This window comes from Rhizobium gallicum bv. gallicum R602sp, from assembly GCF_000816845.1.
Taxonomy (GTDB): domain Bacteria; phylum Pseudomonadota; class Alphaproteobacteria; order Rhizobiales; family Rhizobiaceae; genus Rhizobium; species Rhizobium gallicum.
Genome location: NZ_CP006877.1, coordinates 1,331,793 through 1,356,067 on the forward strand (window position 1 = coordinate 1,331,793; position 24,275 = coordinate 1,356,067).

A 24,275-nucleotide genomic window follows, 5' to 3' on the forward strand; every position below is an offset into this window, starting at 1 on the left:
TGTGAGGGAGATGCCCGCCACGGCAGAGGGGGATATCCACGACGCGCATCACGTGCCCTTATTTCCCCGCAAACTTGTCGGTTGCCCGGATCAGCTGATCCAGGATGCCGGGTTCGGAAAATGCATGGCCCGCACCTTCGATCAGGTGGAATTCGGCCTTCGGCCAGGCCTTGTGCAGCGCCCAGGCGAAGCGGGCGGGGCAGGGCATGTCGTAGCGACCATGCACGATGACGCCCGCAATATCCTTGAGCTTGTGCGCCTCGCGGATCAGTTGGCCTTCTTCCAGCCAGCCGGCATTGACGAAGAAATGGTTCTCGATGCGGGCGAAGGCATAGGCGAACGCGGCCTCCTCGAACTTGCCGCTGGTCGACGGCTCGGGCAGCAGCGTGATCGTCTCGCCTTCCCAGATGCTCCAAGCATGCGCGGCTTTAAGCGCGATTGCCTTGTCGTCGCTCGTCAGGCGGCGGTGATAGGCCTGCATCATCTCGTGCCGCTCTTCGGGCGGAATGGGAGCAATGAAGCGTTCCCACTTGTCGGGGAACATTTCCGAAGCGCCGAACTGATAGTACCAGTCGAGTTCCGCTTTCGTGAGCGTATAAATGCCGCGCACGATGAGTTCGGAGACCCGCTCGGGATGCTTTTCGGCATAGGCAAGCGCCAGCGTCGATCCCCAGGAGCCGCCGAAGATCTGCCATTTCTCGGCCCCAGCCATATCGCGCAGGCGCTCGATGTCGGCAACGAGATGCCACGTCGTGTTGGCGTTCAGGTCCGCATGCGGCGTGGATTTACCGCAGCCGCGCTGGTCGAACAGCGTCACGTCGTAGAGCGCCGGGTCGAAGAGGCGGCGATGCACGGGCGAAATGCCGCCGCCTGGGCCGCCGTGCAGGAAAACGGCGGGTTTGGTGCCCGGCGTTCCGCAGCGTTCCCAGTAGATCACATGGCCGTCGCCGACATCGAGATGGCCCGAAGCATAGGGTTCGATTTCTGGATAGAGGGTACGCAGCACTTCGGTCATATCTTCAAGCCTTTCGCCGGCCATACCTCGGTATCGTGGTCGGGATGCTGGAAGGAGATGATCTGCTCCTGCCGGGCATAGTAATCGGGGTCCCGGTGAACCGGTGTGTCGAAGATCGTTTCGACCCAGGGCAGACGCGAGTCGTAATTCACTTGGATCTGCGGCGCGAGATCGCTGCGGTCGTCGAAGGTGCCGATCGCAAGCTCCAGCCCGCCGGGATGCCGGTAGGTCATCGGCGTGCCGCAACTGCTGCAGAAACCACGGTCGATATTGACCGAGGACCGGAAATAGCTCGGCTCGCCGCGCGTCCACTCCACGCCCTCTTCCGGCGCAGTAATGAGCGCCGAAAAGAAGCCGCCGAACTGCTTCTGGCACATGCGGCAATGGCAGATAGACGGACGCCCCAGCTTGCCGCTGATACGAAAGCGTATCGCGCCGCATTGGCACCCGCCTGTTCTGATGGGTTCGCTCATGTCTGTACTCCGGATGGCCAGTGGTTCGTATCGTGATCGGGATGCTGATGATTGCTGGCTGCGATCGCGTCTTCGCGCTCGGTGCTCCCGGCGGCGGGCTCTACCGGCAGGGTGTCCAGCGCGTGAAAAAAGCTCATCTTGCGACCGGTATTCGATTGCATCACCGGCCTGACCGCATCGGGATCGTCCAGCGAGCCGAGCGTAATGTTGACGGACTCGGCACGAGGTATGTCGTAAAAGAGTGGCGTGCCGCAATCGCCGCAGAAGCCGCGGTGCACGAGATCGGAAGAGCGAAACCACTTCGGTTTTCCGCGCGTCAACGCAAAATCCGTTCGCATCACCGCTCCGAGCGGCAGGAAATAGTTGCCCGCCGCCTTCTGGCACATGCGGCAATGGCAGATATGCGGATAGCCGAGTTCGCCCGCCGCGCGATAGCGCACTGCGCCGCATTGGCATCCGCCGCTATGGCTTTTCCCCGCCGTCACTTGCGCTCCTCCGGCCATTCTGTCGTGTCGTGATCTGGATGCTGATTGGAGACGATCTCACTGATGAATGCGGCCGTCTCGACGTCGTCCTCCGTCCGTATGCCGGGAAGCTCATGCAGTTTGTCCGTGAACGGCAGCTTGCCTTCGATGCCATACTGGATCGTCGGCGGCAGAAGAGCCGGATCATCGAACGCGCCCGCTGCAATCGCCATCCCATCCGGCGCCTCATAGGTCAGCGGTGTGCCGCAATCGCCGCAGAAGCCGCGCTCGGCAAAATTGGAGGAACGGAATGTCTTCCGCTCGCCGCGCGTCCACTCGAAATCAGCCCCGCGCACGGAAACCAGCGGCGCATAATAGCCGCCGAACGCTTTCTGGCACATGCGGCAATGGCAGATCGACGAATGCGAAAGCTCGCCTTCCACCCGGAATCGGATCGCACCGCACTGGCAGCCGCCGGTGTAGACAGTCATCGACACTTCCTCCCGTTTGGCATGGGTGAAAAAATCCCTCCCCACACGGCGAAGGTCTGGTTCGCGCCGCCGCGGGCATTCTCAGCGACAATCTCGTCGGCTGCTGCATGCTCGACAGGGGTGTTGTTGCGAAGCGGCATGGCGCAGTAGCCCCTCCCGTTTCTGGGGAGCGGTTGGGGAGAGGCATTTTTCGATAGGGCTGAACTCACCGCTTCACCTCCCAGGTCGTCACGCGCTCGCCAGTGACGGCATCTTTGCCGTCTTTGAGCTGGATGCCCTCGGCAAGCAGCGTCTCGCGGATCTTGTCGGCCTCAGTGAAGTTTTTTGCCTTCAAGAGTTCAAGGCGGGCGCGCACCCGCCTGTCGATCTCGCCGGCGACCGCCTCATCCACTTCCGTTTCCTTCGGTTCCACGCCGAGAAGGGCAGCGCTCGCCGCGAAGGCGGCGGCGTTGCCGGACTGCGCCAGAGCATGAAGCGCCTGAACGGCGGCGACGGTGTTCAGGTCGTCGGCAAGCGCGTTCAGTACTGCCTCGTCCGGCGACGCGTCGCCGGCATCCGCCGCTGGCCACTTCGCCAGCAGGCGTTCGGCCTCTTCTAGCCGCTTGATCGAAAAATCGATCGGCTCGCGGTAATGCGTCATCAGCATCGCAAGCCGCAAAACTTCGCCCGGCCACTTCCGACCGCCGAATTTTTCGGTGTGCAGCAGCTCGTAGATGGTGACGAAGTTGCCCTCGGATTTCGACATCTTGCGGCCCTCGACCTGCAGGAAGCCGTTGTGCATCCAGACATTCGACATCGCATCCGTGCCGTGGGCGCAACGGGATTGGGCGATCTCGTTTTCGTGGTGCGGGAAGATCAGGTCCAACCCGCCGCCGTGAATATCGAAGACCTCGCCGAGATAGCGCTGGCTCATCGCCGAGCATTCGATATGCCAGCCCGGACGGCCGCGGCCCCAGGGGCTTTCCCAGCCGGGCTCGTTATGGCTCGAAAGCTTCCAGAGAACGAAGTCGCCGGGGTTCTTCTTGTGCGCATCGACGGCGACGCGCGCGCCGGCCTGTTGCTCATCGAGATTGCGCTTCGAAAGCGCGCCGTAATCCGCCATGGATTTCGTGTCGAACAGCACTTCGCCCTCCGCCTGATAGGCGTGGCCCTTGGCAATCAGCTTTTCGATGATCTCGATCATCTGCGCGATGTTTTCGGTCGCGCGCGGCTGGATGGTCGGATCAAGGCAGCCGAGAGCCGTGGCATCTTCGAGATACTGCGTCTCGGTTTTTTCGGTGACCAGGCGGATCGCCTCGTTCAGCGGCAAGCCGGGGTGGTCGCGCAGAGCCCGCAGGTTGATCTTGTCGTCGACGTCGGTGATATTGCGCGCATAGGTGACGTGCTCGGCGCCATAGACGTGCCTGAGCAGCCGGAACAGCACGTCGAAAATGATGGCGGGCCGCGCATTGCCGATATGGGCGTAGTCATAAACCGTCGGGCCGCAGACGTACATGCGGACGTTGAGCGGATCGATGGGCTTGAAGACCGTCTCTTCGCGCGTCAGCGTATTGTATAGCTTGATTTCCGGCTTCTTCTGTTCCGGCTGGCCGGCCATGTCTATTCTCCCAAAATGCAATGATCCGAAAAATGCCGCGGCCGGCGGGCCGGGGCGTTTCTCATCTTTGGGTATTTGGGAGACGAAAACGGCCAGGCCAGCGAGCGCGCTAGCGAATAATCTTCCGGCAGATAATGCAGGTAACCGTTTTCATGGCGGGTTTTATGGCGCGGGAACGATGTTTGGTCAAGTGGTGCGGCAAGTGCAGGGCTGGGATGGCGAATAATTCGCCATCTTTCCGGCGCAAGCCTTTGCTGCCAAAGGCGGAAGCGGTGGAGCGAGAGAGCATCAGTGAAGAAAGCTGTTCAACGAGCCGTCGTCGGTGCGGCGATTCTAGCGGTCGCATCCGCTTCTTATTTGGCTTACGATTTCGGCATGGTCCGCTTCAATCATCCGTCCATCAAGGACTATCCGATCCAGGGCATCGACGTTAGCCACCATCAAGGCGACATCGACTGGAAGAAGCTCGCCGCTCAACTGAATGTCCGCTTCGCCATCATGAAGGCGACAGAGGGCGGGGATCATAAGGACAGACGATTTGCCCGGAACTGGCAGGCCGCAAAAGAGGCCGGCATCGTGCGCGGGGCATATCACTTCTTCACCTTTTGCCGTCCGGGCCGTGAGCAGGCGCAAAACGTAATGGCGACTGTTCCCAAAGAGCAGGGCACGCTGCCCATCGCGATCGATCTCGAATTTGTCGGCAACTGCGACAAAGTTCCGACGGTCGAGCAGCTGACCGCCGAGGTCAACGCCTTCCTGGCCGAGATCAAGAGCGCATATCCGGAAAAGCCGATATTCTACGTCACGCAGGAATTCTTCGACCGATATCTGAAAGGCAACGAATCCAGCTTCCCGGATCATTATCTCTGGCTGCGCAGCCTATTCAAAGAACCAGAGCAGGAAAAATGCGGCCGCTGGTCGATATGGCAGTTTGCCGACAACGGCAAAATCGATGGCATCGAGGGGCCGGTTGACCTCAACGCGCTCTGCCCCACGGAAACGGGGCTTGCGGCGCTGTTTGCTGAAACAGCCGGCCGGTAGCCCTTATTCCGGCAGCCGGTAATCTACAAGCCTGTTTTCGCGGACGATGAAGAGCTTGCCTGTCTCGGTTACATCCGGGCCGACGAGCGGCAGGATCGCCTTGGCGACTTCGGAAGGATGCGGCAGCGTCGCGGGATTTTCGCCGGGCACGGCCTGGGCGCGCATGGCGGTGCGGGTGGCGCCGGGATCGACGCTGGTGATGCGAAGAGCCGTCGACCGGCTCTCGCCGGCCCAGGTGCGCGCGAGCGCCTCGACCGCGGCTTTCGACGCGGAGTAGGGCCCCCAGAAAGGCCGGCATTTGTGAGCGGCAGCCGACGAGATGATCACGGCGCGGCCGGCGTGCGAGCGCGCAAGCAGCGGATCGACGGAGCGGATCAGCCGCCAGGTGGCCGTGACGTTGATGTTCATCACTTTCTCGAAGGTCTTTGCCTCGATATGGCCGATCGGCGAGATGACGCCGAGCACGCCGGCATTGGCAACGAGGATGTCGAGCTTGCCCCAGCGCTCGAAAATCGAGGCGCCGAGCGCATCGATGGCGTTCATATCCGCAAGATCGAAGGGCACGAGTGTGGCGCTGCCGCCGGCAGCCTTGATCGCGTCGTCAAGCTCCTCGAGGCCGCCGACCGTGCGGGCGCAGGCGATCACGTGGGCTCCGGCCTTTGCCAGTTCCAGCGCCGTGAAGTAGCCGATGCCCCGCGATGCACCGGTGACGAGTGCGATGCGGTCTTTGAGGTCGATGGTCATGATCGTGTCGTCCGTGTCGGTTGCGCGCAAACGCATCCCACCCTGATGAGGGGAAGAGGAGGCGCCGGCGTTCATTCAGGTTTGAAGTCCCTTAGCCGTTGCTGGCCATCACGGCGAGCTTGCGCACGTTGCTCGTGCTTTCCTTGTCGAGCAGGCGTGTCGGGTAGTCGCCGGTGAAATAGTGGTCGGTGAACTGCGGATTGTCGTTGTTGCGATCTTCCCCGCCGACCGCACGATAAAGCCCGTCGATCGAGAGGAATTCGAGCGAATCCGCGCCGATGTAATCGCACATCGCCTTCAGGCTGTTGTACTGGTTGGCAAGCAGCTTGTCGGCGTCCGGCGTATCGATGCCGTAGAAGTCCGGGAAATAGATCATCGGGCTTGCGACGCGGATATGGACTTCCTTCGCGCCTGCGTCGCGGATCATCTGGACGATCTTCAGCGATGTGGTGCCGCGCACGATCGAATCGTCGACGAGGACGACGCGCTTGCCTTGGATCATCGCCCGGTTGGCCGAATGCTTCAGTTTGACGCCGAAGGCGCGGATCTGCTGTGTCGGCTCGATGAAGGTACGGCCGACATAGTGGTTGCGGATGATGCCGTATTCGAAAGGAATGCCGCTCTGCTGAGCGTAACCGAGCGCTGCCGGCGTACCGCCGTCCGGAACCGGCACGACGACATCGGCATCGACCGGGGCTTCCTTGGCGAGATTGATGCCCATGTTCTTGCGGGCGACATAGATGCTGCGGCCGCCGACGACGGAATCAGGGCGAGCGAAGTAAACAAATTCAAAGAGGCAGAGACGCTCCGGCTTCGGCGCTTCGGGCTTGCGCGCGTCGATGGTGATCGAGCCGTCCGGCTGGATTTCGCAGATGACGACTTCGCCGTTTTCGACGTCACGGATGTATTTGGCGCCGATGATGTCGAGCGCACAGGTCTCCGAACAGAAGATAGGCTTGCCGTCGAGCTCGCCCATGACGAGCGGACGGATGCCGATCGGGTCGCGAGCGGCGATCAGCTTCGTGCGGGTCATGGCCAGCATCGAATAACCGCCTTCCATCTGGCGGATCGCATCGATGAAGCGGTCGGAGGAGGAGGCCTGTTTGGAGCGGGCGATCAGGTGGAGGACGACTTCGGTATCCGAGGTCGACTGACAGATCGCGCCGTCGGCGATCAGTTGACGGCGAAGCGTCAGGCCGTTGGTGAAGTTGCCGTTATGGGCGACAGCGATGCCGCCGACTTCCAGTTCGGCAAAGAGCGGCTGGACGTTGCGGAGCGCCACTTCGCCCGTCGTCGAATAGCGCGTGTGGCCGATGGAGATGAAGCCTGGCAGCTTCGCGAGCGTTGCAGGATCGGTATAGTGGTCGCCGACGAGCCCCATGCGCTTTTCGGTATGGAACTGGCGGCCGTCGAAGGTGACGATACCGGCCGCTTCCTGTCCACGGTGCTGGAGAGCGTGAAGCCCCAGAGCCGTCAGCGTTGCTGCATCGGGATGGCCGAGAATGCCGAAGACGCCGCATTCCTCGTGGAGTGTATCTCCATCGAGTTCGTCGTTGATCGTGGAGGAATGGGACTGGTTCATTGATGCGGGCCTTTGCTCTCACAAGAATGGATCGGCTTTTCCATAGCATGATGCCGGATTCAGGCATTTTAAACGGCGGGGGCCCGGCAGAGCAAATGCCCGGCCGGACCCTTATGTCACGTCCCGCTCAAATGGCAATTGCCACGCGGCAGGTCAAGCTGTTGAACACTGTGTCAATTCGACTGCGGCTGCGCGCCGCCCGACGGGGCTGCGCCACCTGCAGGCGCTGTATCATCCGCCGGGGCCTGTTCGCCGGCCGGTGCATTGCTGCCTTGCGTGCCTTCGGCCGGCGGCTGAACCTTCTCGAGCACGCTGGCTTTCACCATCTGTGCGAATTCTTCAGGCAGGACCGATTGCAGCTTTACGACCATCGAGTCAAGGAACGGCTTGGACTTGGCGTTGTTCACCCAAGAGGGCCGGTGATCGGCATCGACGAGCCAGTTCCAGAAGGCCACTGCCACGACCAGAAGCAGTATGCCGCGTGCCGCGCCGAAGAGGAAGCCCAAAGTGCGGTCGAGCGCGCCGATCCGGCTGTCGATGATGAAATCGGCAATCTTCATGGTGATGAACGAGATGACGATCAGCGCAATCAGGAACACGACGGCGGCGGAGCCGACGATCGCGATGCGGTCATCATCGGTGTACCTCTTCGCGTAAGGCACGAGGTACGGATAGAGGTAGTAGGCAGCGGCAGCCGAGCCGCCCCAGCTTGCGATTGACAGCACCTCGCGCGAAAAGCCGCGGACCATCGCCAGGACGGCGGAGAATAGGACGACGCCGATGACAATACCGTCGAAAATCGTGATGGGCATATAAATTCAACTCCAGGACCGCCGCGTGGGTGATACGGTTCGGTCGGGCCTCATTCGTGTGAATCCTATATCATCACCGTTCATGGCAATGAAAGGATCAAACCTCGTCTTCCACACGTCGTAGCGCACCTTTGGATCCGGCAATGCGCACGACCAGATCCGGCAGGCTGTCGATCTCGCTCCAGCGTCCGCCCGAACCCTTCGGCAAATCGACGGATGCTGACGGAAGCAGCGCTGCAGAAAATCCCAGCTTCTCGGCTTCTTTGAGGCGCTGAGGGGTTTGCGCAACCGGACGGACGGCCCCCGACAGGCTGACTTCGCCGAAATAGACGCAATCAGCCGGGAGAGCAATACCGGCAAGCGAGGAAACCAATGCGGATGCGACGGCGAGATCAGCCGCCGGCTCGCTGATACGATAGCCGCCGGCGACATTCAAATAGACGTCATGCTGGCCGAGCCGAACGCCGCAATGGGCCTCGAGCACCGCAAGGATCATCGAAAGTCTGGCGGAATCCCAGCCGACCACGGCGCGGCGCGGCGTTCCGAGCGATGTCGGCGCTACCAGCGCCTGCACTTCGACGAGGATCGGGCGCGTTCCCTCCATGCCGGCAAAGACCGCCGCTCCCGGCGACTTTTCATTGCGCTCGCCGAGGAAAAGTTCAGATGGATTGCCGACCTCGCGCAGGCCGCCGTCGGACATTTCGAAGACGCCGATTTCGTCGGTCGGCCCGAAGCGGTTCTTGACCGTGCGCAGGATGCGGTAGTGATGGCCGCGGTCACCTTCGAAGTAGAGCACGGCGTCGACCATGTGTTCCACCACCCGCGGACCGGCGATCTGGCCGTCCTTGGTGACGTGGCCGACGAGAACCATGGCCGCTCCCGTCTGCTTGGCGAAGCGGATCATCGACTGCACGCCGGTGCGCACCTGCGTGACCGTTCCGGGCGCCGATTCCGCCAGTTCGCTCCAGAGCGTCTGGATCGAGTCGATGATGACGAGGTCCGGCCGCTTGCCGTCGGCGAGGGTCGCGAGGATATCCTCGACATTGGTCTCCGCGGCAAGCATCACGTCAGTATCGGCCGCGCGCAGGCGCTGGGCTCGCAGCCGCACCTGCGCCACGGCCTCTTCGCCCGAGACGTAGATGATCTTGTGGCCGCGGCGCGAAAGCGCTGCCGCTGCCTGCATCAGCAGCGTCGACTTGCCAATGCCGGGATCGCCGCCGACGAGCACCGCCGAGCCGCGCACGAAACCGCCGCCGAGCGCCCGGTCCAGTTCCGAGATGCCGGTATGGATGCGCGGCGCTTCTTCGATCTCGCCGGAAAGCGCCGTCAGCGTCACCGGGCGGCCCTTCTTCGGCGTCCTTGCCGGTCCGCCGCCAATCCCGCCCATAGGATCTTCTTCGACGATGGTGTTCCACTCGCCGCAGTTTTCGCATTTGCCCGCCCAGCGGTTGTGGATCGTGCCGCAGCTCTGGCAGATGAATTGTGTCCTGGCCTTGGCCATCAATGATGCTTTCGTCCATGAGCGACGGCGCGCCCGAATCAGGTTTGCCCTAGATAATGGCCTGCGGGACCGATCAAAACTAATGATTTTCCCATCAGGCGCCCAGGTGGCAGCATGGAAGGATCATCTGAGGGATCGCCAATGCTCGATTATTCGCTCGCCCACTGGATCGCCTTCTTCACCGCCGCCGTGCTTCTGAACCTGTCGCCGGGTCCGGATATGGCTTTTATCCTCGGCCATACGATCAAGAGCGGTACGCGTGCCGGCTTTTCGGCTGTCTTCGGCATCTGGACCGGCGCATGCCTGCACGCGCTTCTCGCAGCCTTCGGCCTTTCGGCGGTACTTGCCGCCTCTGCCGTTGCCTTCTCGGCAGTGAAGTGGATCGGCGCGATCTATCTCGTCTGGCTCGGCATCCAGGCCCTGCGGTCGAGCGGCGAAGGCGGCTTCGTCAAGGCGACAGGCGAAAGGCCGGGCTCAGGACGGATCTACCGGCAAGGCGTGCTCGTTTCGCTGCTCAACCCGAAGGTTGCGATCTTCTTTCTCGCCTTCCTGCCGCAGTTCGTCGTCGAAGGCGCCGGGCCTGCCTGGCTACAGCTTTGCGTGCACGGTGGGCTGATTATCGTCGTGGCCGCCTTCATAGAGCCGCCGCTGATCCTGGCTGGAGGGCGGCTTGCCGATCTGATCAAACGCAACAGGAGGGTCGGCCTCTGGCTCGATCGCGGGCTTGGCACGCTGTTCGTTGCCCTCGGCGTGCGGCTCGCTTTGACAAGCCGCTGAGCCGGACCTCATTCTTCGCTGACGTATTTTCGCTCATACCGCAACCCGACGCCTGCCAGCATCTCGTAGCCGATCGTGCCTGCCGCCCGTGCCGCATCGTCAACGGGGATGTTCCTGCCGAAGAGCTCGATGTAATCGCCGGCACGAATGAGGTTTTCCGGTAGGTCGGTCACATCGAAGATGGAAAGGTCCATGGTGATGCGCCCGGCGACCGGCACGGTGTAGCCCTCAAAGAAGCCTTGGCCGCCCTGCGGCACGGCTTGGCGAAGCGGGATGCCGCCGCTCGACTGGCTGCGCATGTAGCCGTCGGCATAACCGGCGGAAACGACGGCGAGGCGGCTATCGCGGTCAAGCCTCAGCGTCCGGCCGTAACTCACGGATTCGCCAGCGCGCACGGTGCGGACCTGGATCACGCGGGCCTGCGCGGTCGCAACCGGCCGCATGGGGTTCGCCATGCCGCTCACCGCTTCGCCGCCGTAGATGGCAATGCCGGGGCGCGTCAGGTCGAAATGATAATCCTCGCCGAGAAAGATGCCGCCGGATGCTGCGAGGCTTGATTCGATACCTTCATATGCGGCGCTAACCTTGCGGAATGATTCGAGCTGCTGCTTGTTCATCTGCGATGAAGGATCGTCGCCGCAGGCGAGATGGCTCATGACCAGAACCGGGGCGAAGCTGGCCGGGCGGGAGACGTCATCAGCCAGCGCAAGCGCTTCGTCGATATGAAGGCCGAGCCGGTTGAAGCCGGTATCGACATGCAGCGCGCAAGGGTAATCGCCATACTCCGATAGCACCGCCATCCAAAAGGCGAGCTGCTCCTCGGAGGAGATGACCGGCACGAGGTCGTTTTCAAAGAAGCGTCGTTCAGTGCCTGGCCAGATGCCGGCGAGCACGAAGATGCGCGCATCGGGCGCGTAGAGGCGCAGCGTCACGCCTTCATCGACCGTTGCGACGAAGAAGTCGCGGGCGCCCGCGATGTAGAGCGCTTCCCCAGCGTCCTCGATGCCCATGCCATAGGCGTCGGCCTTCACCACCGCGGATGCGCGCGCCCTTTTGGAGCGCCGTGCCATGTCCCGCCAGTTTTCCGTCAGCGCAGTCAGGTCGACAATCAGCCGCATGCCGGCGGAAGCAAACCTGTCTTCTTCGGAGGCGGCGGAAATTTCAGTCATGAATCCACATAAAAAAATGGCCGGAGATGAGTCTCCGGCCAGTCTAAAGGTCAATTTGGTCAATAGGAAGTCCACGGCCGCACTGCAGCAGGAAACCGGAACGGCTCAGTGTTCCTCGTACTGGATGAAGGACGGGTCGGCGAGGTCGGCAAAGCGCGTGAACTCCGCCTGGAAGGCAAGTTTTACTGTGCCGGTCGGGCCGTGACGCTGCTTAGCGATGATGACGTCCGCCGTGCCCTTCACCTTGTCGAACAGCCCTTCCCACTCCGCATATTTCGGATCGGCCGGATCGCGGGGTTCCATGTTCTTGACGTAATATTCCTCGCGGAACACGAAGAGCACGACGTCGGCGTCCTGCTCGATCGAGCCCGATTCACGCAGGTCGGAGAGCTGCGGGCGCTTGTCGTCGCGGCTTTCGACCTGACGCGAAAGCTGTGAGAGCGCGATGATCGGAACGTTCAGTTCCTTGCCGAGGGCTTTCAGGCCGGTGGTGATCTGGGTGATTTCCTGGACGCGGTTCTCGTTCGACTTACCCGAGCCGGTCATCAGCTGCACGTAGTCGACAACCAGCACGTCGAGGCCGCGCTGGCGCTTGAGCCGCCGGGCGCGGGCGGCAAGCTGGGCGATGGAGATGCCGCCGGTCTGGTCGATGTAAAGCGGCACCTTCTGCATCATCATCGAGCAGGCGACGAGTTTTTCGAAGTCCGCGTCGTTGATGTCGCCGCGGCGGATTTTCGAGGAGGAGACTTCCGTCTGCTCGGAGATGATGCGGGTGGCGAGCTGTTCCGACGACATTTCGAGCGAGTAGAAGCCGACGACGCCACCGTTCTTCGCCTTCATGCTGCCGTCGGATTGGACTTCGCCCTCATAGGCGGCGGCGATATTGTAGGCGATATTGGTTGCAAGCGAGGTCTTGCCCATGCCCGGGCGTCCGGCAAGGATAATCAAGTCGGAGCGCTGCAGTCCGCCCATCTTCGAATCGAGCGAATGGATGCCGGTCGAAATGCCCGAGAGGCCGCCGTCGCGCTCCTTGGCGACTGCCGCCATGTCGATCGCCAGCGCCACGGCGTCGTTGAAGGCCTGGAAGCCGCCGTCATAGCGGCCGTTTTCGGCAAGCTCGAAGAGGCGGCGTTCGGTATCTTCGATCTGCGTCTGCGGCGGCATGTCGAGCGGTGCGTCATAGGCGATGTTGACCATGTCCTCGCCGATGGTGATCAGCGCCCGGCGCAGCGCCAGATCGTAGATCGCGCGCCCGTAGTCCTCGGCGTTGATGATTGTCACGGCTTCGCGGGCAAGGCGCGCGAGATATTCGGAGACCGTCATGTCGCCGACCTTCTCGTCGGCCTTCAGGAAGGTCTTGATCGTCACCGGATTGGCGATCTTGCCCATACGGATGATGTCGCCCGCGACCTCGAAAATCTTGCGGTGGAGCGGTTCATAGAGATGGATCGGCTTTAGGAAGTCGGACACCCGGTAATAGGCGTCGTTGTTCATGAGGATGGCACCCAGAAGCGCCTGCTCGGCTTCGATGTTGTTGGGTGCTTCGCGGTAGTGCTGCTCTGCTGGAGCAACGGCGGCAATCTTTCGCGCGGCGTCGTTCATCTTGATCCGTTCTGTCTTTTCCGTTCCCGGATTTGAAGGCTCGCCAAGGCAAATGCAAGTGCAGCTCAGCAACAGCCTTGGGCCTGTCGTGAAATCCGCAACGCTTTGCACATTGTTCGACTTCTCCACAGCGCTGATGGCCGCCAGGGAGAAAATATTGCCGATGTCACCTTGAGGACACGGCATAAAAACCGCGACTCATTCCAACCGAGAACATTTTAGCCTGAATGCCTTGAGCGTGGCACTTGAAAAGACCTCTGAAGTCGATTAGACAGAGGAAATATAATTAGTGCGCTAACTAAATAATGGGGAATCTATGGGGAATATGCTTCTCAGGCGGGAACTCATTGAGGACATCGCTGCGTTTACCCGAAAATTGAGAGCGACGTTCGATTCCCTAGTGCGTGAGAGAAACATGACACTGCCGCGCGCGCGAGTCTTTTTTACGCTCAACAAGAAGGACGGCATCAATCAGCGAGAACTGGCCGAACGGCTGGAACTCGAAACGCCGACGCTGGTCCGGATCCTGGACGCGATGGAGGCGCAAGGCTTCCTTGAACGCCGTGTCGCCGGTTCCGATCGCCGCGCCAAGGAGATCTACATGACGGATGCGGGAAGGGCCGTCGCCGGCGAGGTCGAGGATCTTGCCGCAGACGTGCGCGCCCGGGTCGTCGCCGGCATTTCCGAAAGTGACTTGAGGACGACGCTGAGCGTCATCCGCGCCATGCAGGCAAACCTGCTCGCAGTTCGCGGGCAATGACAACCGCGGCCAATTGACAAACGCAAGAAGCCCGGCCTGGAGCCGGGCTTCTGCTTTGTGAAGTAAACGTGCGAAGCTTATGCTTCGTCTTCGGCGTTGCCGTCGGCATCCGGATCGAAGAAGTCTTCCGCACGAAGGGCGTCTTCATCAACGCCGTAGATCGCGTCGACGGAGGTGAGCGTCTCGCCCTTTGCCTGTCGCTCGGCTTCGTCGGCGGAGCGGGCAACGTTGAGATTGACGTGGATTTCGACTTCGGCGTGAAGCTGCAGTTCGACCTTGTGGATACCGATCGCCTTGATCGGCGTGTTCAGGTGAACCTGGTTGCGGCCGATGTTGAAGCCTTCGGCGGCCAGGATTTCAACGACGTCGCGGGCAGCAACCGAGCCGTAGAGCTGGCCGGTTTCACCGGCAGAGCGAACGACGATGAAGGACTTGCCGTTAAGGACGTCGGCGACCTTCTGGGCCTCCGACTTGCGCTCGAGGTTGCGGGCTTCGAGCGTTGCGCGTTCGGATTCGAAACGGGCCTTGTTGGCGGCGTTGGCGCGCAGTGCCTTGCCGAGCGGCAGGAGGTAGTTGCGTGCAAAGCCGTCGCGAACCTTGACGGTTTCGCCCATCTGGCCGAGCTTGGAGATGCGCTCGAGAAGAATGACTTCCATCTTTGTTTTCCTTTCGTGTCTCTAGGTTTTCTTGTCTGTGGATTGAGGGGCATCGGCATTCTTGTTCGGGGTCAGGGCAATCGCCTTGCGCGTATCGGACAGACCGACGACAAGAATGAAAAACGCTGGCAGCATCAGAACGATCGATGCCAGGTAGCAGAGGACGAGCGCCGGCAGGCGCCAGTCCTTGCCGCGCGTGCGGAAATGCAGCGCGGCGAAGCCGGAAAGCAGGAAGCCGGCGCCAAAGGTGCCGACGACAGTTGCTCCGATCATCGCCGGAACGCCGCCGAAGAAGGTGGCGGCAAGACCAGCGAGGAAGACGAAGATCGCGTTGCGGTTCATGCGCAGCGCGGACGGAATGTCCTCGCGCGGGCGAAGCGCGCGGCCGGACGCATTCACGATGCGTGCCGCGATATAGTAGGCCGCAAACAGCATCAGCACCCACATCGCGCCCTGAATGGCGGGCAGCATCAGGAGCAGCAGCGACTTGGTCTGCGCGGTGGCCGTGTCATTGAATGTGAAATCCGGCTGTTGCTGCGCAAAGGAACCGAAAAGTGCATCGACCATCTGGCCGATAAGTTCCGGGCCATAGCCGATCATGTAGCCGGTCACGATGACGGCGAGCGTCACCAGGCCGCAGAGATGCAGCAGGATGTCGGAGAGCGGATACCAGGCCGTCAGGTGTTCCGGGCCGCCGAGCTCGGCGGCGGGGCGCGCAAGGTTTGCCAGGTGGCTGATCCAGCCGGCGGGAATCAGCGTCACCAGCGTCATCATCAGCGCGAAAGTCGGAGAGCCGGCCGCAGCACCGAAGGCGGCAGCGGTGAAAACGGCAGAGATTGCCGCGGCATTGCCCCAGCCGAGGCCCACGAGAAGGATGGGCAGGGCGGAAGCGGCGTAGAGCAGGGCGCTGAACGACAACTGGGCGCTCGCGCCGAGCGCGAGGAGCGCGGCGGTCAATCCGGCGAGCGCGCCGGTCAGCAGCCTCTTGAAGTTCATTTTGGTCACGTCGCTGTCCTGCTTCATCAAGCAGTTAGAGGATGTATCCTGAATCAAATTCAGAAAAACCCGCCTCAACATGGGTTTTCAGGATTCCGATCCGCGCCCACCGCGGAAGGGATGCGACCCCCTGGTTTGGGACCAGAGGGCCGCGATAGCAAATTAAGCTACGACGTACGGCAGCAGGCCGAGGAAGCGGGCGCGCTTGATCGCCTGGGCGAGTTCGCGCTGCTTCTTCTGCGAAACAGCCGTGATGCGGGACGGAACGATCTTGCCGCGCTCGGAAATGTAACGCTGCAGAAGACGGACGTCCTTGTAGTCGATCCGCGGAGCATTCGCGCCCGAGAACGGGCAGGTCTTGCGGCGGCGGTGGAACGGGCGGCGGACCGGAGCGGAGGAAGCTTCAGACATATCTCAAATCTCCTTATACGCGGTCTTCGCGCGGACGGCGCGGACGGTCTTCACGGTCGCCGAAGCCACCTTCGCGCGGCGGGCGCGGGCCACGGTCGAAACCGCCTTCGCGCGGGCCACGGGCGCCGTCACGCGGGCCGCGGTCGTCGCGGTCGCGCTTCTGCATCATGGCAGACGGGCCTTCTTCGTGCTTTTCGACAGCAAGGGTCATGTAACGCAACACATCTTCGCTGATGCGCATCTGGCGTTCCATTTCTTGGACGGCAGCTGGCGGTGCATCGATGTCCATCAGGGCGTAGTGAGCCTTGCGGTTCTTCTTGATGCGGTAGGTGAGGGACTTAAGACCCCAGTTTTCGATGCGCCCGACTTTGCCGCCGTTAGCTTCGATCACGCCCTTGTACTGTTCTACGAGGGCATCGACCTGCTGAGCGGAAATATCCTGCCGGGCAAGGAATACATGTTCATAAAGAGCCATGACAGCTTTGCCTTTCTTGCGTTGGTTCAACCCGATATTCGGCGGCTAAGCCTCAACGACTGCTCCTGATTGGGCTGAACCCAGGCAAGAAAGCGTTTCCGAGACGGTCGAGAGCGGAGACACGGGAGGCTGGAACGCTTCCGTTCCGAACGATTTCCAAAGAAACCGGCCCTCCGTTCAGCCACCAGCCAGAAGACCGGGTTTGCGAACAGGGGCGCTTATACGGATTTTTCGGCGAAAGGCAAGCGTTCGGATACAATTAGACAGGGCCATCTTGCCGTTACAGTCATCTTGAGGGCAAATTCTTCTACGTCAGAAAGGAGTTTTCCACGGCTAAACCTCGGCTTTTTGCTCGCAGTGCCAGGCCCATAATCTTTTCCACGGGCTTGCGCACCGTGAAAACCGTTCTGTCGCCGATATAGTCGTGAGCGCTTTCGAATTCGATGAGATCCGACAGGCCAGCCCGGAACCCGGCCCGGCTTTCTATAAGCGCCTGGCCGAAAGGCATGCGACAGGCACCGATCTGGAAGCGTTCATCAAGGAAGGACGCAGTCTTCACAAGGGGATAGACCTTTAATTCTCCGCAGCCGCAGGAAGCAGATGTTCCGGGCTTGGTTTATGCGAAGTCAGCAGCGCTCGTCACAGCGGCATCGGATATTGCCTGTGGACCTTTTCGATCTCGGAGAGGACGTCGCTCGGGAGTTTCACCTCGACCGCGCTCAGATCGATCTTCAGCTGCTCCATCGTCGTTGCGCCGATGATGACAGAGGTCATGAAGCGGCGGGTGAGGCAGAAGGCAAGCGCCATGGCTGCCGGATCAAGTCCGTGCCTCGCTGCAATCTCGACAAAGGCCCTGGTGGGCGCTTCCTGCAGCGGCTGCAACCGGCCGCCGAGATCGCCGTTAATCGTAGCGCGCGATCCTTCCGGCCTGACGCCATCCAGATATTTTCCGGTCAGCAGGCCAGCCGCAAGCGGTGAATAGGCGAGCAGGCCGACATCCTCGTGATGCGACAGTTCCGCCATATCCAGGTCGAAGTGGCGGTAGAGCAGGCTGTATTCGTTCTGGATGCTGGCGATGCGTGGAAGGCCCTTCTGCTCGGAGAGCGTCAGGTATTTCTGCGTGCCCCATGCAGTTTCATTGGACAGGCCGACGGCGCGCACCTTGCCTTCCCTCACGAGCATATCCATCGTCTCGAGGATATCGGTGATGTTGGCGACAGCCTTTGCCCGATCCTGCTTGAAGGGGTCGTAATGCCAGTTCTGCCGGAAGTGGAAATGCCCACGGCTCGGCCAATGGATTTGGTAGAGATCGATGTAATCGGTCTGCAGCCGCTTGAGGCTCGCTTCGACGGCAAGCTTGATATTCTTGGCGTCGGCACCTTCCCCGCCCCGGATATAGGAGCGTCCAGGCCCCGCGACCTTTGTCGCCAGCACGATGTCGTTGCGCTTGCCGGTCGTTGCGAACCAGCTGCCGATATAGTCCTCGGTGCGCCCCTGTGTTTCCGCCGAAACGGGAGTTGTCGGGTAAAGCTCGGCGGTATCGAAGAAGTTGACGCCTTTCTCGACGGCGTAATCCATCTGTTCGTGCGCTTCGGTTTCGGTGTTCTGCGTGCCCCACGTCATGGTGCCGAGGCAGATTTGCGAAACGGAAATATCGGTGCGGCCTAATCTATTAAACTTCATGGGAACCTTGAAAACGGAAGAGCGGAGCTAGCCGGGGAGGGCGGCGCAAATTTAGGCGCGAATTGACCAGGCGCAAGGAAAAAATCGCGGCTTTTCGCGCCTGCGAAGGCTCTGGAGACCCTGGCAGCGCTATTGACTCTGCCCGCAAGAACGTCAATTGGAGGCGAAATAGTCCAAATTGACATAATAAGGGACATTAGATGACCGTCGCTTTCACATTTCCCGGCCAGGGAAGCCAGGCCGTGGGCATGGGCAAGGAACTCGCGGAAAATTTTTCCGAGGCCCGTTCCGTCTTCGAAGAGGTTGACGATGCGCTCGGCGAAAAGCTTTCAACGATCATGTTCGAAGGGCCGGAAGATACGCTGACGCTGACGGCCAATGCCCAGCCGGCGCTGATGGCGGTATCGCTTGCGGTGGTCCGTGTCCTTCAGGCAAAGGGTCTCGACCCCAAGTCGAAGGTGTCCTACGTTGCCGGTCATTCGCTCGGCGAATATTCCGCACTCTGCGCCGCCGGCACTTTCTCACTCGCCGAAACCGCGCGTCTACTGCGTATTCGCGGCAACGCCATGCAGGCTGCCGTTCCGGTCGGCGTTGGCGCCATGGCGGCGATCATCGGGCTGGAACATGCCGATGTCGTGGCCGTTTGCGAAGCTGCGTCGGCCGCTGGTGCGTGCCAGATCGCCAACGATAACGGCGGCGGCCAGATCGTCATCTCCGGCGAAAAGTCCGCAGTCGAAAAAGGCGCGGCACTGGCAACCGAGAAGGGAGCCAAGCGTGCGATCCTTCTACCGGTTTCCGCTCCCTTCCACTCCTCACTGATGGCGCCGGCTGCCGAGGCGATGCGCGAAGCGCTCGCGGGCGTTTCAAAGTCCAACCCGGTCGTGCCACTGATCGCCAACGTTCGCGCCGCGCCGGTGACAGACGCCGATGAGATAGCCAGGCTTCTCGTCGAGCAGGTCACGGGCCAGGTCCGCTGGCGCGAAACGGTGGAATGGTTTGCCGCAAACAATGTCACGACGCTTTATGAACTCGGCTCTGGTAAGGTGCTGACCGGCCTTGCGCGCCGCATCGACAAGACGGTGAACGGCATTGCCGTCAATACGCCCGCCGATATCGACGCGGCCGTCGCCGCCCTCATGGCCTGATTGGTTTCACCAGATATAAGGAACGCATCCATGCTCGATCTTTCCGGCCGCAAGGCGCTCGTCACCGGTGCATCTGGCGGCATCGGCGAGGAAATCGCCCGCATTCTCCACAAACAGGGCGCCGTCGTCGGCCTTCACGGCACGCGCGTCGAAAAGCTCGAAGCGCTGGCAAACGAGCTTGGCGACCGCGTCAAGATATTCCCGGCAAACCTCTCCGACCGTGACGAGGTCAAGGCACTCGGCGTCAAGGCCGAGGCCGAGCTCGAGGGTGTCGATATTCTGGTGAACAACGCAGGCATCACCAAGGACGGCCTCTTCGTCCGGATGAGCGACGAGGACTGGGATAACGTCATCGAGGTCAACCTGACAGCGATGTTCCGCCTGACGCGCGAGCTGACGCATCCGATGATGCGCCGTCGCTACGGCCGCATCATCAACATCACCTCGGTGGTCGGTGTCACCGGCAACCCGGGTCAAGCGAACTACTGCGCCTCCAAGGCCGGCATGATCGGCTTCACCAAGTCGCTCGCCCAGGAGATCGCGACCCGCAACGTGACCGTCAATTGCGTCGCGCCGGGCTTCATCGAATCGGCCATGACCGGCAAGCTGAACGACAAGCAGAAGGAAGCGATCATGGGCGCAATCCCGATGAAACGCATGGGCACGGGTGGCGAAGTGGCGTCCGCCGTTGCCTATCTCGCCTCCTCCGAAGCCGCCTACATGACGGGTCAGACGCTGCACGTAAACGGCGGCATGGCCATGATCTGAAACAGAAACTGGCCCTGTTTGCGTTTTTCGGCGGAATAGCGTGTTGAGCAATGGAACAGGGTTGATTTTCAGGCTTTGCGGCAGACATAAACCGTGTTAAGCGGGCCATGACTGTCACAGTCGTTCCGGGAAACAAGGCGGACCGGCGGGCGTTTTGCCAGCGGGGAACATCTTAGAGAGCCGGGCTAACGAGTTTGCTGAAAGTGCCGAAAAGGCGCCGAAGGCTGAACCAGGGTAGGGATGCCGGAAGGCATTCTCATCAGGATATAAGGTCGAGGAAACCGACATGAGCGATATCGCAGAACGCGTAAAGAAAATTGTTATTGATCATCTTGGCGTCGATGCCGAGAAGGTTGTCGAGAGCGCCAGCTTTATCGACGATCTGGGCGCTGACTCGCTCGACACGGTCGAACTGGTCATGGCCTTCGAAGAAGAATTCGGCGTAGAAATTCCAGACGACGCAGCAGACTCGATCCTCACGGTCGGCGACGCAGTAAAGTTCATTGAAAAGGCCCAGGCTTAATCCTGTGTGATTTTCAAAGGGCGGGCCATGAGTCCGCCCTTTTTGTTTGTGCATTGCTTTAGCAAAAGAACAGGCGGGGAAGCTGTCGATGAGACGGGTCGTCATCACAGGTACCGGTATGGTATCACCCTTGGGATGCGGAACTGAAGTGACGTGGTCGCGGTTGCTCGCCGGCCGCAGCGGCGCCCGCCTTGTCACCGAATTCGAGGTGGACGATCTCCCTGCCAAGATTGCCTGCCGCATTCCGGTTGGTGATGGTACAGAGGGCACCTTCAACCAGGATGACTGGATGGAGCCGAAGGAACAACGCAAGGTCGATCCCTTCATCATCTACGGCATGGCCGCTGCCGACATGGCGCTGAATGACGCCGGCTGGCATCCAGAGAACGACGAGGACCAGATCGCGACCGGCGTGCTGATCGGCTCCGGCATCGGCGGCATCGAGGGTATCGTCGAGGCGGGTTACACGCTTCGCGATAAGGGCCCGCGCCGCATCTCGCCCTTCTTCATTCCCGGCCGCCTGATCAACCTCGTATCCGGCCAGGTCTCGATCCGCCACAAGCTTAGGGGGCCGAACCACTCGGTCGTCACCGCCTGCTCGACTGGCGCGCACGCCATCGGTGATGCTGCCCGTATGATCGCGCTCGGCGATGCCGATGTCATGGTCGCGGGCGGGACGGAATCGCCGGTCAGCCGCATCTCGCTTGCGGGCTTTGCTGCCTGCAAGGCGCTTTCCACGCAGCATAACGACGATCCTGAGAAAGCATCGCGTCCCTACGATCGCGACCGCGACGGCTTCGTCATGGGCGAAGGTGCCGGTATCATCGTTCTCGAAGAGCTGGAACATGCCAAGGCGCGTGGCGCGAAGATCTACGCCGAAATCGTCGGCTATGGCCTCTCGGGCGACGCCTACCACATCACTGCGCCGGCGGAAGACGGTGACGGGGCGCAGCGCTGCATGGCCATGGCGCTGAAGCGCGCCGGACTGACGGCTGCAGATGTCGATTATATCAATGCGCATGGCACGTCGACCATGGCCGATACGATCGAGCTTGGCGCCGTCGAGCGTCTGGTCGGCAATGCGGCATCGAAGATTTCGATGTCTTCGACCAAGTCGGCGACCGGCCATCTGCTGGGCGCAGCCGGGGCCATCGAGGCGATCTTCGCGACGCTTGCGATCCGCGACAATGTCGCTCCGCCGACGCTCAACCTCGATAATCCCGAGCGCGAAACGGCGATCGATCTTGTCCCGCACAAGGCTCGTCAGCGAGAAATCAATGTTGCGCTCTCGAATTCCTTCGGATTCGGCGGTACGAATGCATCGCTGGTGCTGCGCCGCTATACTGCCTGAAGGCGGTTTTTGACAGGACGGAGGACGGGCAAGTACCTTTCGCGAGGGTGGCCTACCTGTTTTTTGCCGTATTGCTTCTTAAAACAGCGGACAGGGCCAAGTTTAGAGGATTGCCGGTGAGCGATACGAATCAGAGCAACGACGCGGCGGGCCACAACGGCCATCCGGCGCAGAACGGGCCGATCATTCCGAAGTCGCCCAATGAAGCGCTGCGCCCGGAACGCGTTCCGGAGCCGCCGAAGCGCTCGAAGAAGGCGCGCAGCCAGGTCGTCATCTTCCTGAACTTCCTGATGACGATGGTCGTGCTTGCCTGCGCCGCCGGCATCTTCGCCTTTTACTACGCGATCTCCAGTTACCAGGACCCCGGTCCGTTGGAGACGAACACCAATTTCATCGTGCGCAACGGCGCGGGCCTTTCGGAAATCGCCACCAATCTTGAGCGCAACAACATCGTCTCCGACGCCCGCATCTTCCGCTATCTCACGGCGACATACCTGAACGAGGGGGAGAGCCTGAAGGCCGGCGAATACGAGATCAAGGCGAAGGCTTCCATGAACGACATCATGGAACTGCTGAAGTCCGGTAAATCGATCCTCTATTCGATCTCCTTCCCGGAGGGCCTGACGGTGCGCCAGATGTTCAACCGCATGAGCGGGGATACCGTCCTCGAAGGCGAGCTGCCGACGGCGCTGCCGCCCGAAGGCAGCCTGCGTCCCGATACCTACAAGTTCTCCCGCGGCACGAAACGCTCCGAGATCATCGACCAGATGGCTGCAGAGCAGAAAAAGCTCGTCGACCAGATCTGGGAGAAACGCGATCCTTCGGTCTCGCTGAAATCCAAGGAAGAGTTCGTCGTACTTGCTTCGATCGTCGAGAAGGAGACTGGCATTCCCGACGAGCGCGCGCATGTCGCATCCGTTTTCCTCAACCGGCTCGCCAAAGGCATGCGGCTTCAATCCGATCCGACGATCATCTACGGCCTCTTCGGTGGTGACGGCAAGCCTGCCGACCGGCCGATCTACCTGTCGGACCTGAAGAAGGAAACGCCGTACAACACTTACATGATCAAGGGCCTGCCGCCGACGCCAATCGCAAATCCCGGCCGTGATGCCCTGGAAGCAGCGGCCAATCCCTGGAAGACGGCGGACCTCTATTTCGTTGCCGACGGCACCGGCGGCCACGTTTTTGCGGCGACGCTCGAAGAGCACAATGCCAACGTCAAGCGCTGGCGCAAGCTCGAAGCTGACAAGGGCGCCGATCCGAATATCGTGGTTGACGGCCAGCCGGAGGCCCAGGCCGAGCCGGCGGCTCAGCAGAAGAAAAAGAAGACGAACTGATTTCGGAGGCTCGGATGGCTTTGCAGTCCATGACCGGTTTTGCGCGGCGCGAGGGAACGAGCGGGCGCTGGCGCTGGGCTTGGGAACTGCGGTCGGTAAACGGCAAGGGGCTCGACCTGCGCCTTCGCCTGCCGCCGGGCCTTGAGCGCATGGAAACAGATGTTCGCCGCATTATGGGCGAACAGTTCAGCCGCGGCAACATGCAGGCCAACCTCTCGGTTTCGGCAGCCGAAAACCGCTTCGAAACGGTTCTCAATCAGGACGCTCTGGCCAATGTGCTTGCAATGCGTGACCAGCTTGCAGGCGTCATCGATCCGGCGCCTCTGACCCTCGATACGCTGCTTTCGATCCGCGGTCTCGTCGAGTTTCGCGAGACGCAGGACAGCGAAGAAGAAATCGCCGCCCGCGATGCGGACGTCACCAAGGGCCTGCTGGCTGCACTTGCTGACCTCAAGCTCATGCGGGAACAGGAGGGGGCTGCTCTGTCTCGCGTGCTGCTCAATCATGTCTCGACGATCGAGGACCTGACGCACGTGATCGAACGCGACCCGTCGCGCACGCCGCAGGAGATTTCCGCGCGCGTCAAGGCGCAGGTTGCCTTGCTGATGGACGGAGCGGGCGCGCTCGACCGCGACAGGCTGCATGCGGAGGCGGCTCTGCTTGCGACGAAGGCCGATCTGCGCGAGGAAATCGACCGGCTGAAGGCGCATGTCGCGGCCGCACGGGATCTGTTGGACCGCGGCGGCCCGGTCGGCCGCAAGCTCGATTTCCTTGCACAGGAATTTAACCGCGAATCGAATACCATCTGTTCGAAGTCGAATGCCTCGGCGGTCACTGCCGCGGGCATCGAACTGAAAGTCGTCATCGACCAGTTCCGCGAACAGGTCCAGAATCTGGAGTAG

At 61.2% G+C, this 24,275-nt stretch carries 26 protein-coding genes and 1 pseudogene; 11 read left to right on the forward strand and 16 right to left on the reverse strand.

The features are described 5' to 3' along the window. Positions 1–58: 58 nt before the first annotated feature. From pip to cysS, 5 genes are all read right to left on the reverse strand, one after another. Positions 59–1,015 (reverse strand): prolyl aminopeptidase, encoded by a 957-nt coding sequence (gene pip, locus RGR602_RS06510; protein ID WP_039846697.1) that lies wholly within the window; start codon positions 1,013–1,015, stop codon positions 59–61. Beyond that, on the reverse strand, positions 1,012–1,488 hold the full coding sequence (locus RGR602_RS06515; protein WP_039844439.1) for a GFA family protein: 477 nt from the start codon (positions 1,486–1,488) through the stop codon (positions 1,012–1,014). The genes pip and RGR602_RS06515 overlap by 4 nt, the downstream gene beginning before the upstream one ends. Beyond that, complete coding sequence (locus RGR602_RS06520) at positions 1,485–1,991, reverse strand: GFA family protein (RefSeq protein WP_052451496.1); 507 nt, start codon at positions 1,989–1,991, stop codon at positions 1,485–1,487. Before RGR602_RS06520 ends, RGR602_RS06515 begins: the two co-directional genes overlap by 4 nt. Continuing rightward, complete coding sequence (locus RGR602_RS06525; protein ID WP_039844441.1) at positions 1,970–2,443, reverse strand: GFA family protein; 474 nt, start codon at positions 2,441–2,443, stop codon at positions 1,970–1,972. Before RGR602_RS06525 ends, RGR602_RS06520 begins: the two co-directional genes overlap by 22 nt. Positions 2,444–2,648: 205 nt before the next feature. Beyond that, on the reverse strand, positions 2,649–4,040 hold the full coding sequence (gene cysS, locus RGR602_RS06530; RefSeq protein ID WP_039844442.1) for a cysteine--tRNA ligase: 1,392 nt from the start codon (positions 4,038–4,040) through the stop codon (positions 2,649–2,651). Here cysS and RGR602_RS36920 point away from each other — a divergent pair. Beyond that, positions 4,039–4,266, forward strand: coding sequence for a hypothetical protein (locus RGR602_RS36920; protein WP_133939424.1), 228 nt, complete (start codon positions 4,039–4,041; stop codon positions 4,264–4,266). The genes cysS and RGR602_RS36920 overlap by 2 nt on opposite strands. A 65-nt stretch (positions 4,267–4,331) precedes the next feature. Continuing rightward, positions 4,332–5,081: a glycoside hydrolase family 25 protein gene (locus tag RGR602_RS06535; RefSeq protein ID WP_039844443.1), complete on the forward strand. Its 750-nt coding sequence runs from the start codon at positions 4,332–4,334 to the stop codon at positions 5,079–5,081. A 3-nt stretch (positions 5,082–5,084) separates the two neighbouring features. Here RGR602_RS06535 and RGR602_RS06540 read toward each other — a convergent pair whose 3' ends face one another. The 4 genes from RGR602_RS06540 to radA all read right to left on the reverse strand — a co-directional run bounded on the left by RGR602_RS06540 (position 5,085) and on the right by radA (position 9,720). Then, on the reverse strand, positions 5,085–5,825 hold the full coding sequence (locus RGR602_RS06540; protein WP_039846698.1) for an SDR family NAD(P)-dependent oxidoreductase: 741 nt from the start codon (positions 5,823–5,825) through the stop codon (positions 5,085–5,087). A 91-nt stretch (positions 5,826–5,916) separates the two neighbouring features. Then, on the reverse strand, positions 5,917–7,407 hold the full coding sequence (gene purF, locus RGR602_RS06545) for an amidophosphoribosyltransferase (protein ID WP_039844444.1): 1,491 nt from the start codon (positions 7,405–7,407) through the stop codon (positions 5,917–5,919). A 173-nt stretch (positions 7,408–7,580) separates the two neighbouring features. Continuing rightward, positions 7,581–8,219, reverse strand: coding sequence for a CvpA family protein (locus RGR602_RS06550; protein ID WP_039844445.1), 639 nt, complete (start codon positions 8,217–8,219; stop codon positions 7,581–7,583). Positions 8,220–8,316: 97 nt separating this feature from the next. Beyond that, on the reverse strand, positions 8,317–9,720 hold the full coding sequence (gene radA / locus RGR602_RS06555) for a DNA repair protein RadA (RefSeq protein ID WP_039844446.1): 1,404 nt from the start codon (positions 9,718–9,720) through the stop codon (positions 8,317–8,319). Positions 9,721–9,861: 141 nt separating this feature from the next. Between radA and RGR602_RS06560 the strand changes: the two genes are divergently transcribed. Beyond that, a complete protein-coding gene (locus tag RGR602_RS06560; protein ID WP_039844447.1) occupies positions 9,862–10,497 on the forward strand; it encodes a LysE family translocator in 636 nt (211 codons plus the stop codon). 8 nt (positions 10,498–10,505) lie between these two features. On the opposite strand, the gene alr is transcribed toward RGR602_RS06560, so the two are convergent. Then, on the reverse strand, positions 10,506–11,666 hold the full coding sequence (gene alr / locus RGR602_RS06565; RefSeq protein WP_039844448.1) for an alanine racemase: 1,161 nt from the start codon (positions 11,664–11,666) through the stop codon (positions 10,506–10,508). 105 nt (positions 11,667–11,771) lie between these two features. Then, complete coding sequence (locus tag RGR602_RS06570; protein WP_039846699.1) at positions 11,772–13,268, reverse strand: replicative DNA helicase; 1,497 nt, start codon at positions 13,266–13,268, stop codon at positions 11,772–11,774. Between the two features lie 316 nt (positions 13,269–13,584). Between RGR602_RS06570 and RGR602_RS06575 the strand changes: the two genes are divergently transcribed. Further along, on the forward strand, positions 13,585–14,028 hold the full coding sequence (locus RGR602_RS06575; protein ID WP_039844449.1) for a MarR family winged helix-turn-helix transcriptional regulator: 444 nt from the start codon (positions 13,585–13,587) through the stop codon (positions 14,026–14,028). Positions 14,029–14,105: 77 nt separating this feature from the next. On the opposite strand, the gene rplI is transcribed toward RGR602_RS06575, so the two are convergent. From rplI to rpsF, 4 genes are all read right to left on the reverse strand, one after another. Continuing rightward, positions 14,106–14,684 (reverse strand): 50S ribosomal protein L9, encoded by a 579-nt coding sequence (gene rplI, locus RGR602_RS06580; RefSeq protein ID WP_039844450.1) that lies wholly within the window; start codon positions 14,682–14,684, stop codon positions 14,106–14,108. A gap of 21 nt (positions 14,685–14,705) precedes the next feature. Beyond that, positions 14,706–15,680 carry a DUF2232 domain-containing protein gene (locus tag RGR602_RS06585; RefSeq protein WP_407692050.1) on the reverse strand — a complete coding sequence of 325 codons (975 nt, stop codon included), beginning with the start codon at positions 15,678–15,680 and terminating at the stop codon, positions 14,706–14,708. A 162-nt stretch (positions 15,681–15,842) separates the two neighbouring features. Further along, positions 15,843–16,091 (reverse strand): 30S ribosomal protein S18, encoded by a 249-nt coding sequence (gene rpsR / locus RGR602_RS06590; protein WP_004680498.1) that lies wholly within the window; start codon positions 16,089–16,091, stop codon positions 15,843–15,845. Positions 16,092–16,104: 13 nt separating this feature from the next. Further along, positions 16,105–16,566 carry a 30S ribosomal protein S6 gene (gene rpsF, locus RGR602_RS06595; protein ID WP_039844451.1) on the reverse strand — a complete coding sequence of 154 codons (462 nt, stop codon included), beginning with the start codon at positions 16,564–16,566 and terminating at the stop codon, positions 16,105–16,107. 332 nt (positions 16,567–16,898) lie between these two features. Here rpsF and RGR602_RS38125 point away from each other — a divergent pair. Next, positions 16,899–17,143 (forward strand): annotated as a pseudogene (locus RGR602_RS38125) (plasmid stabilization protein); the annotation flags it as partial. Between the two features lie 62 nt (positions 17,144–17,205). Here the strand turns inward: RGR602_RS38125 and RGR602_RS06605 are convergent. Continuing rightward, entirely contained in the window at positions 17,206–18,249 is a 1,044-nt protein-coding gene (locus tag RGR602_RS06605; protein ID WP_039844453.1) for an aldo/keto reductase, read from the reverse strand. Between the two features lie 200 nt (positions 18,250–18,449). Here RGR602_RS06605 and fabD point away from each other — a divergent pair, with 200 nt between their 5' ends. The 6 genes from fabD to RGR602_RS06635 all read left to right on the forward strand — a co-directional run bounded on the left by fabD (position 18,450) and on the right by RGR602_RS06635 (position 24,275). After that, the gene (fabD, locus tag RGR602_RS06610) at positions 18,450–19,394 is read left to right on the forward strand and encodes an ACP S-malonyltransferase (protein WP_039844454.1); all 945 of its coding nucleotides are present in this window, start codon (positions 18,450–18,452) and stop codon (positions 19,392–19,394) included. 30 nt (positions 19,395–19,424) lie between these two features. Next, positions 19,425–20,162, forward strand: coding sequence for a 3-oxoacyl-[acyl-carrier-protein] reductase (gene fabG / locus RGR602_RS06615; RefSeq protein WP_039844455.1), 738 nt, complete (start codon positions 19,425–19,427; stop codon positions 20,160–20,162). A 286-nt stretch (positions 20,163–20,448) separates the two neighbouring features. Further along, positions 20,449–20,685 carry an acyl carrier protein gene (locus tag RGR602_RS06620; protein ID WP_022714691.1) on the forward strand — a complete coding sequence of 79 codons (237 nt, stop codon included), beginning with the start codon at positions 20,449–20,451 and terminating at the stop codon, positions 20,683–20,685. An 88-nt stretch (positions 20,686–20,773) separates the two neighbouring features. Then, positions 20,774–22,036, forward strand: coding sequence for a beta-ketoacyl-ACP synthase II (gene fabF / locus RGR602_RS06625; protein ID WP_039844456.1), 1,263 nt, complete (start codon positions 20,774–20,776; stop codon positions 22,034–22,036). Positions 22,037–22,152: 116 nt separating this feature from the next. Further along, positions 22,153–23,373, forward strand: a complete 1,221-nt coding sequence (gene mltG / locus RGR602_RS06630) for an endolytic transglycosylase MltG (protein ID WP_039846701.1) — start codon at positions 22,153–22,155, stop codon at positions 23,371–23,373. 14 nt (positions 23,374–23,387) lie between these two features. Next, positions 23,388–24,275, forward strand: a complete 888-nt coding sequence (locus RGR602_RS06635; RefSeq protein ID WP_039844457.1) for a YicC/YloC family endoribonuclease — start codon at positions 23,388–23,390, stop codon at positions 24,273–24,275.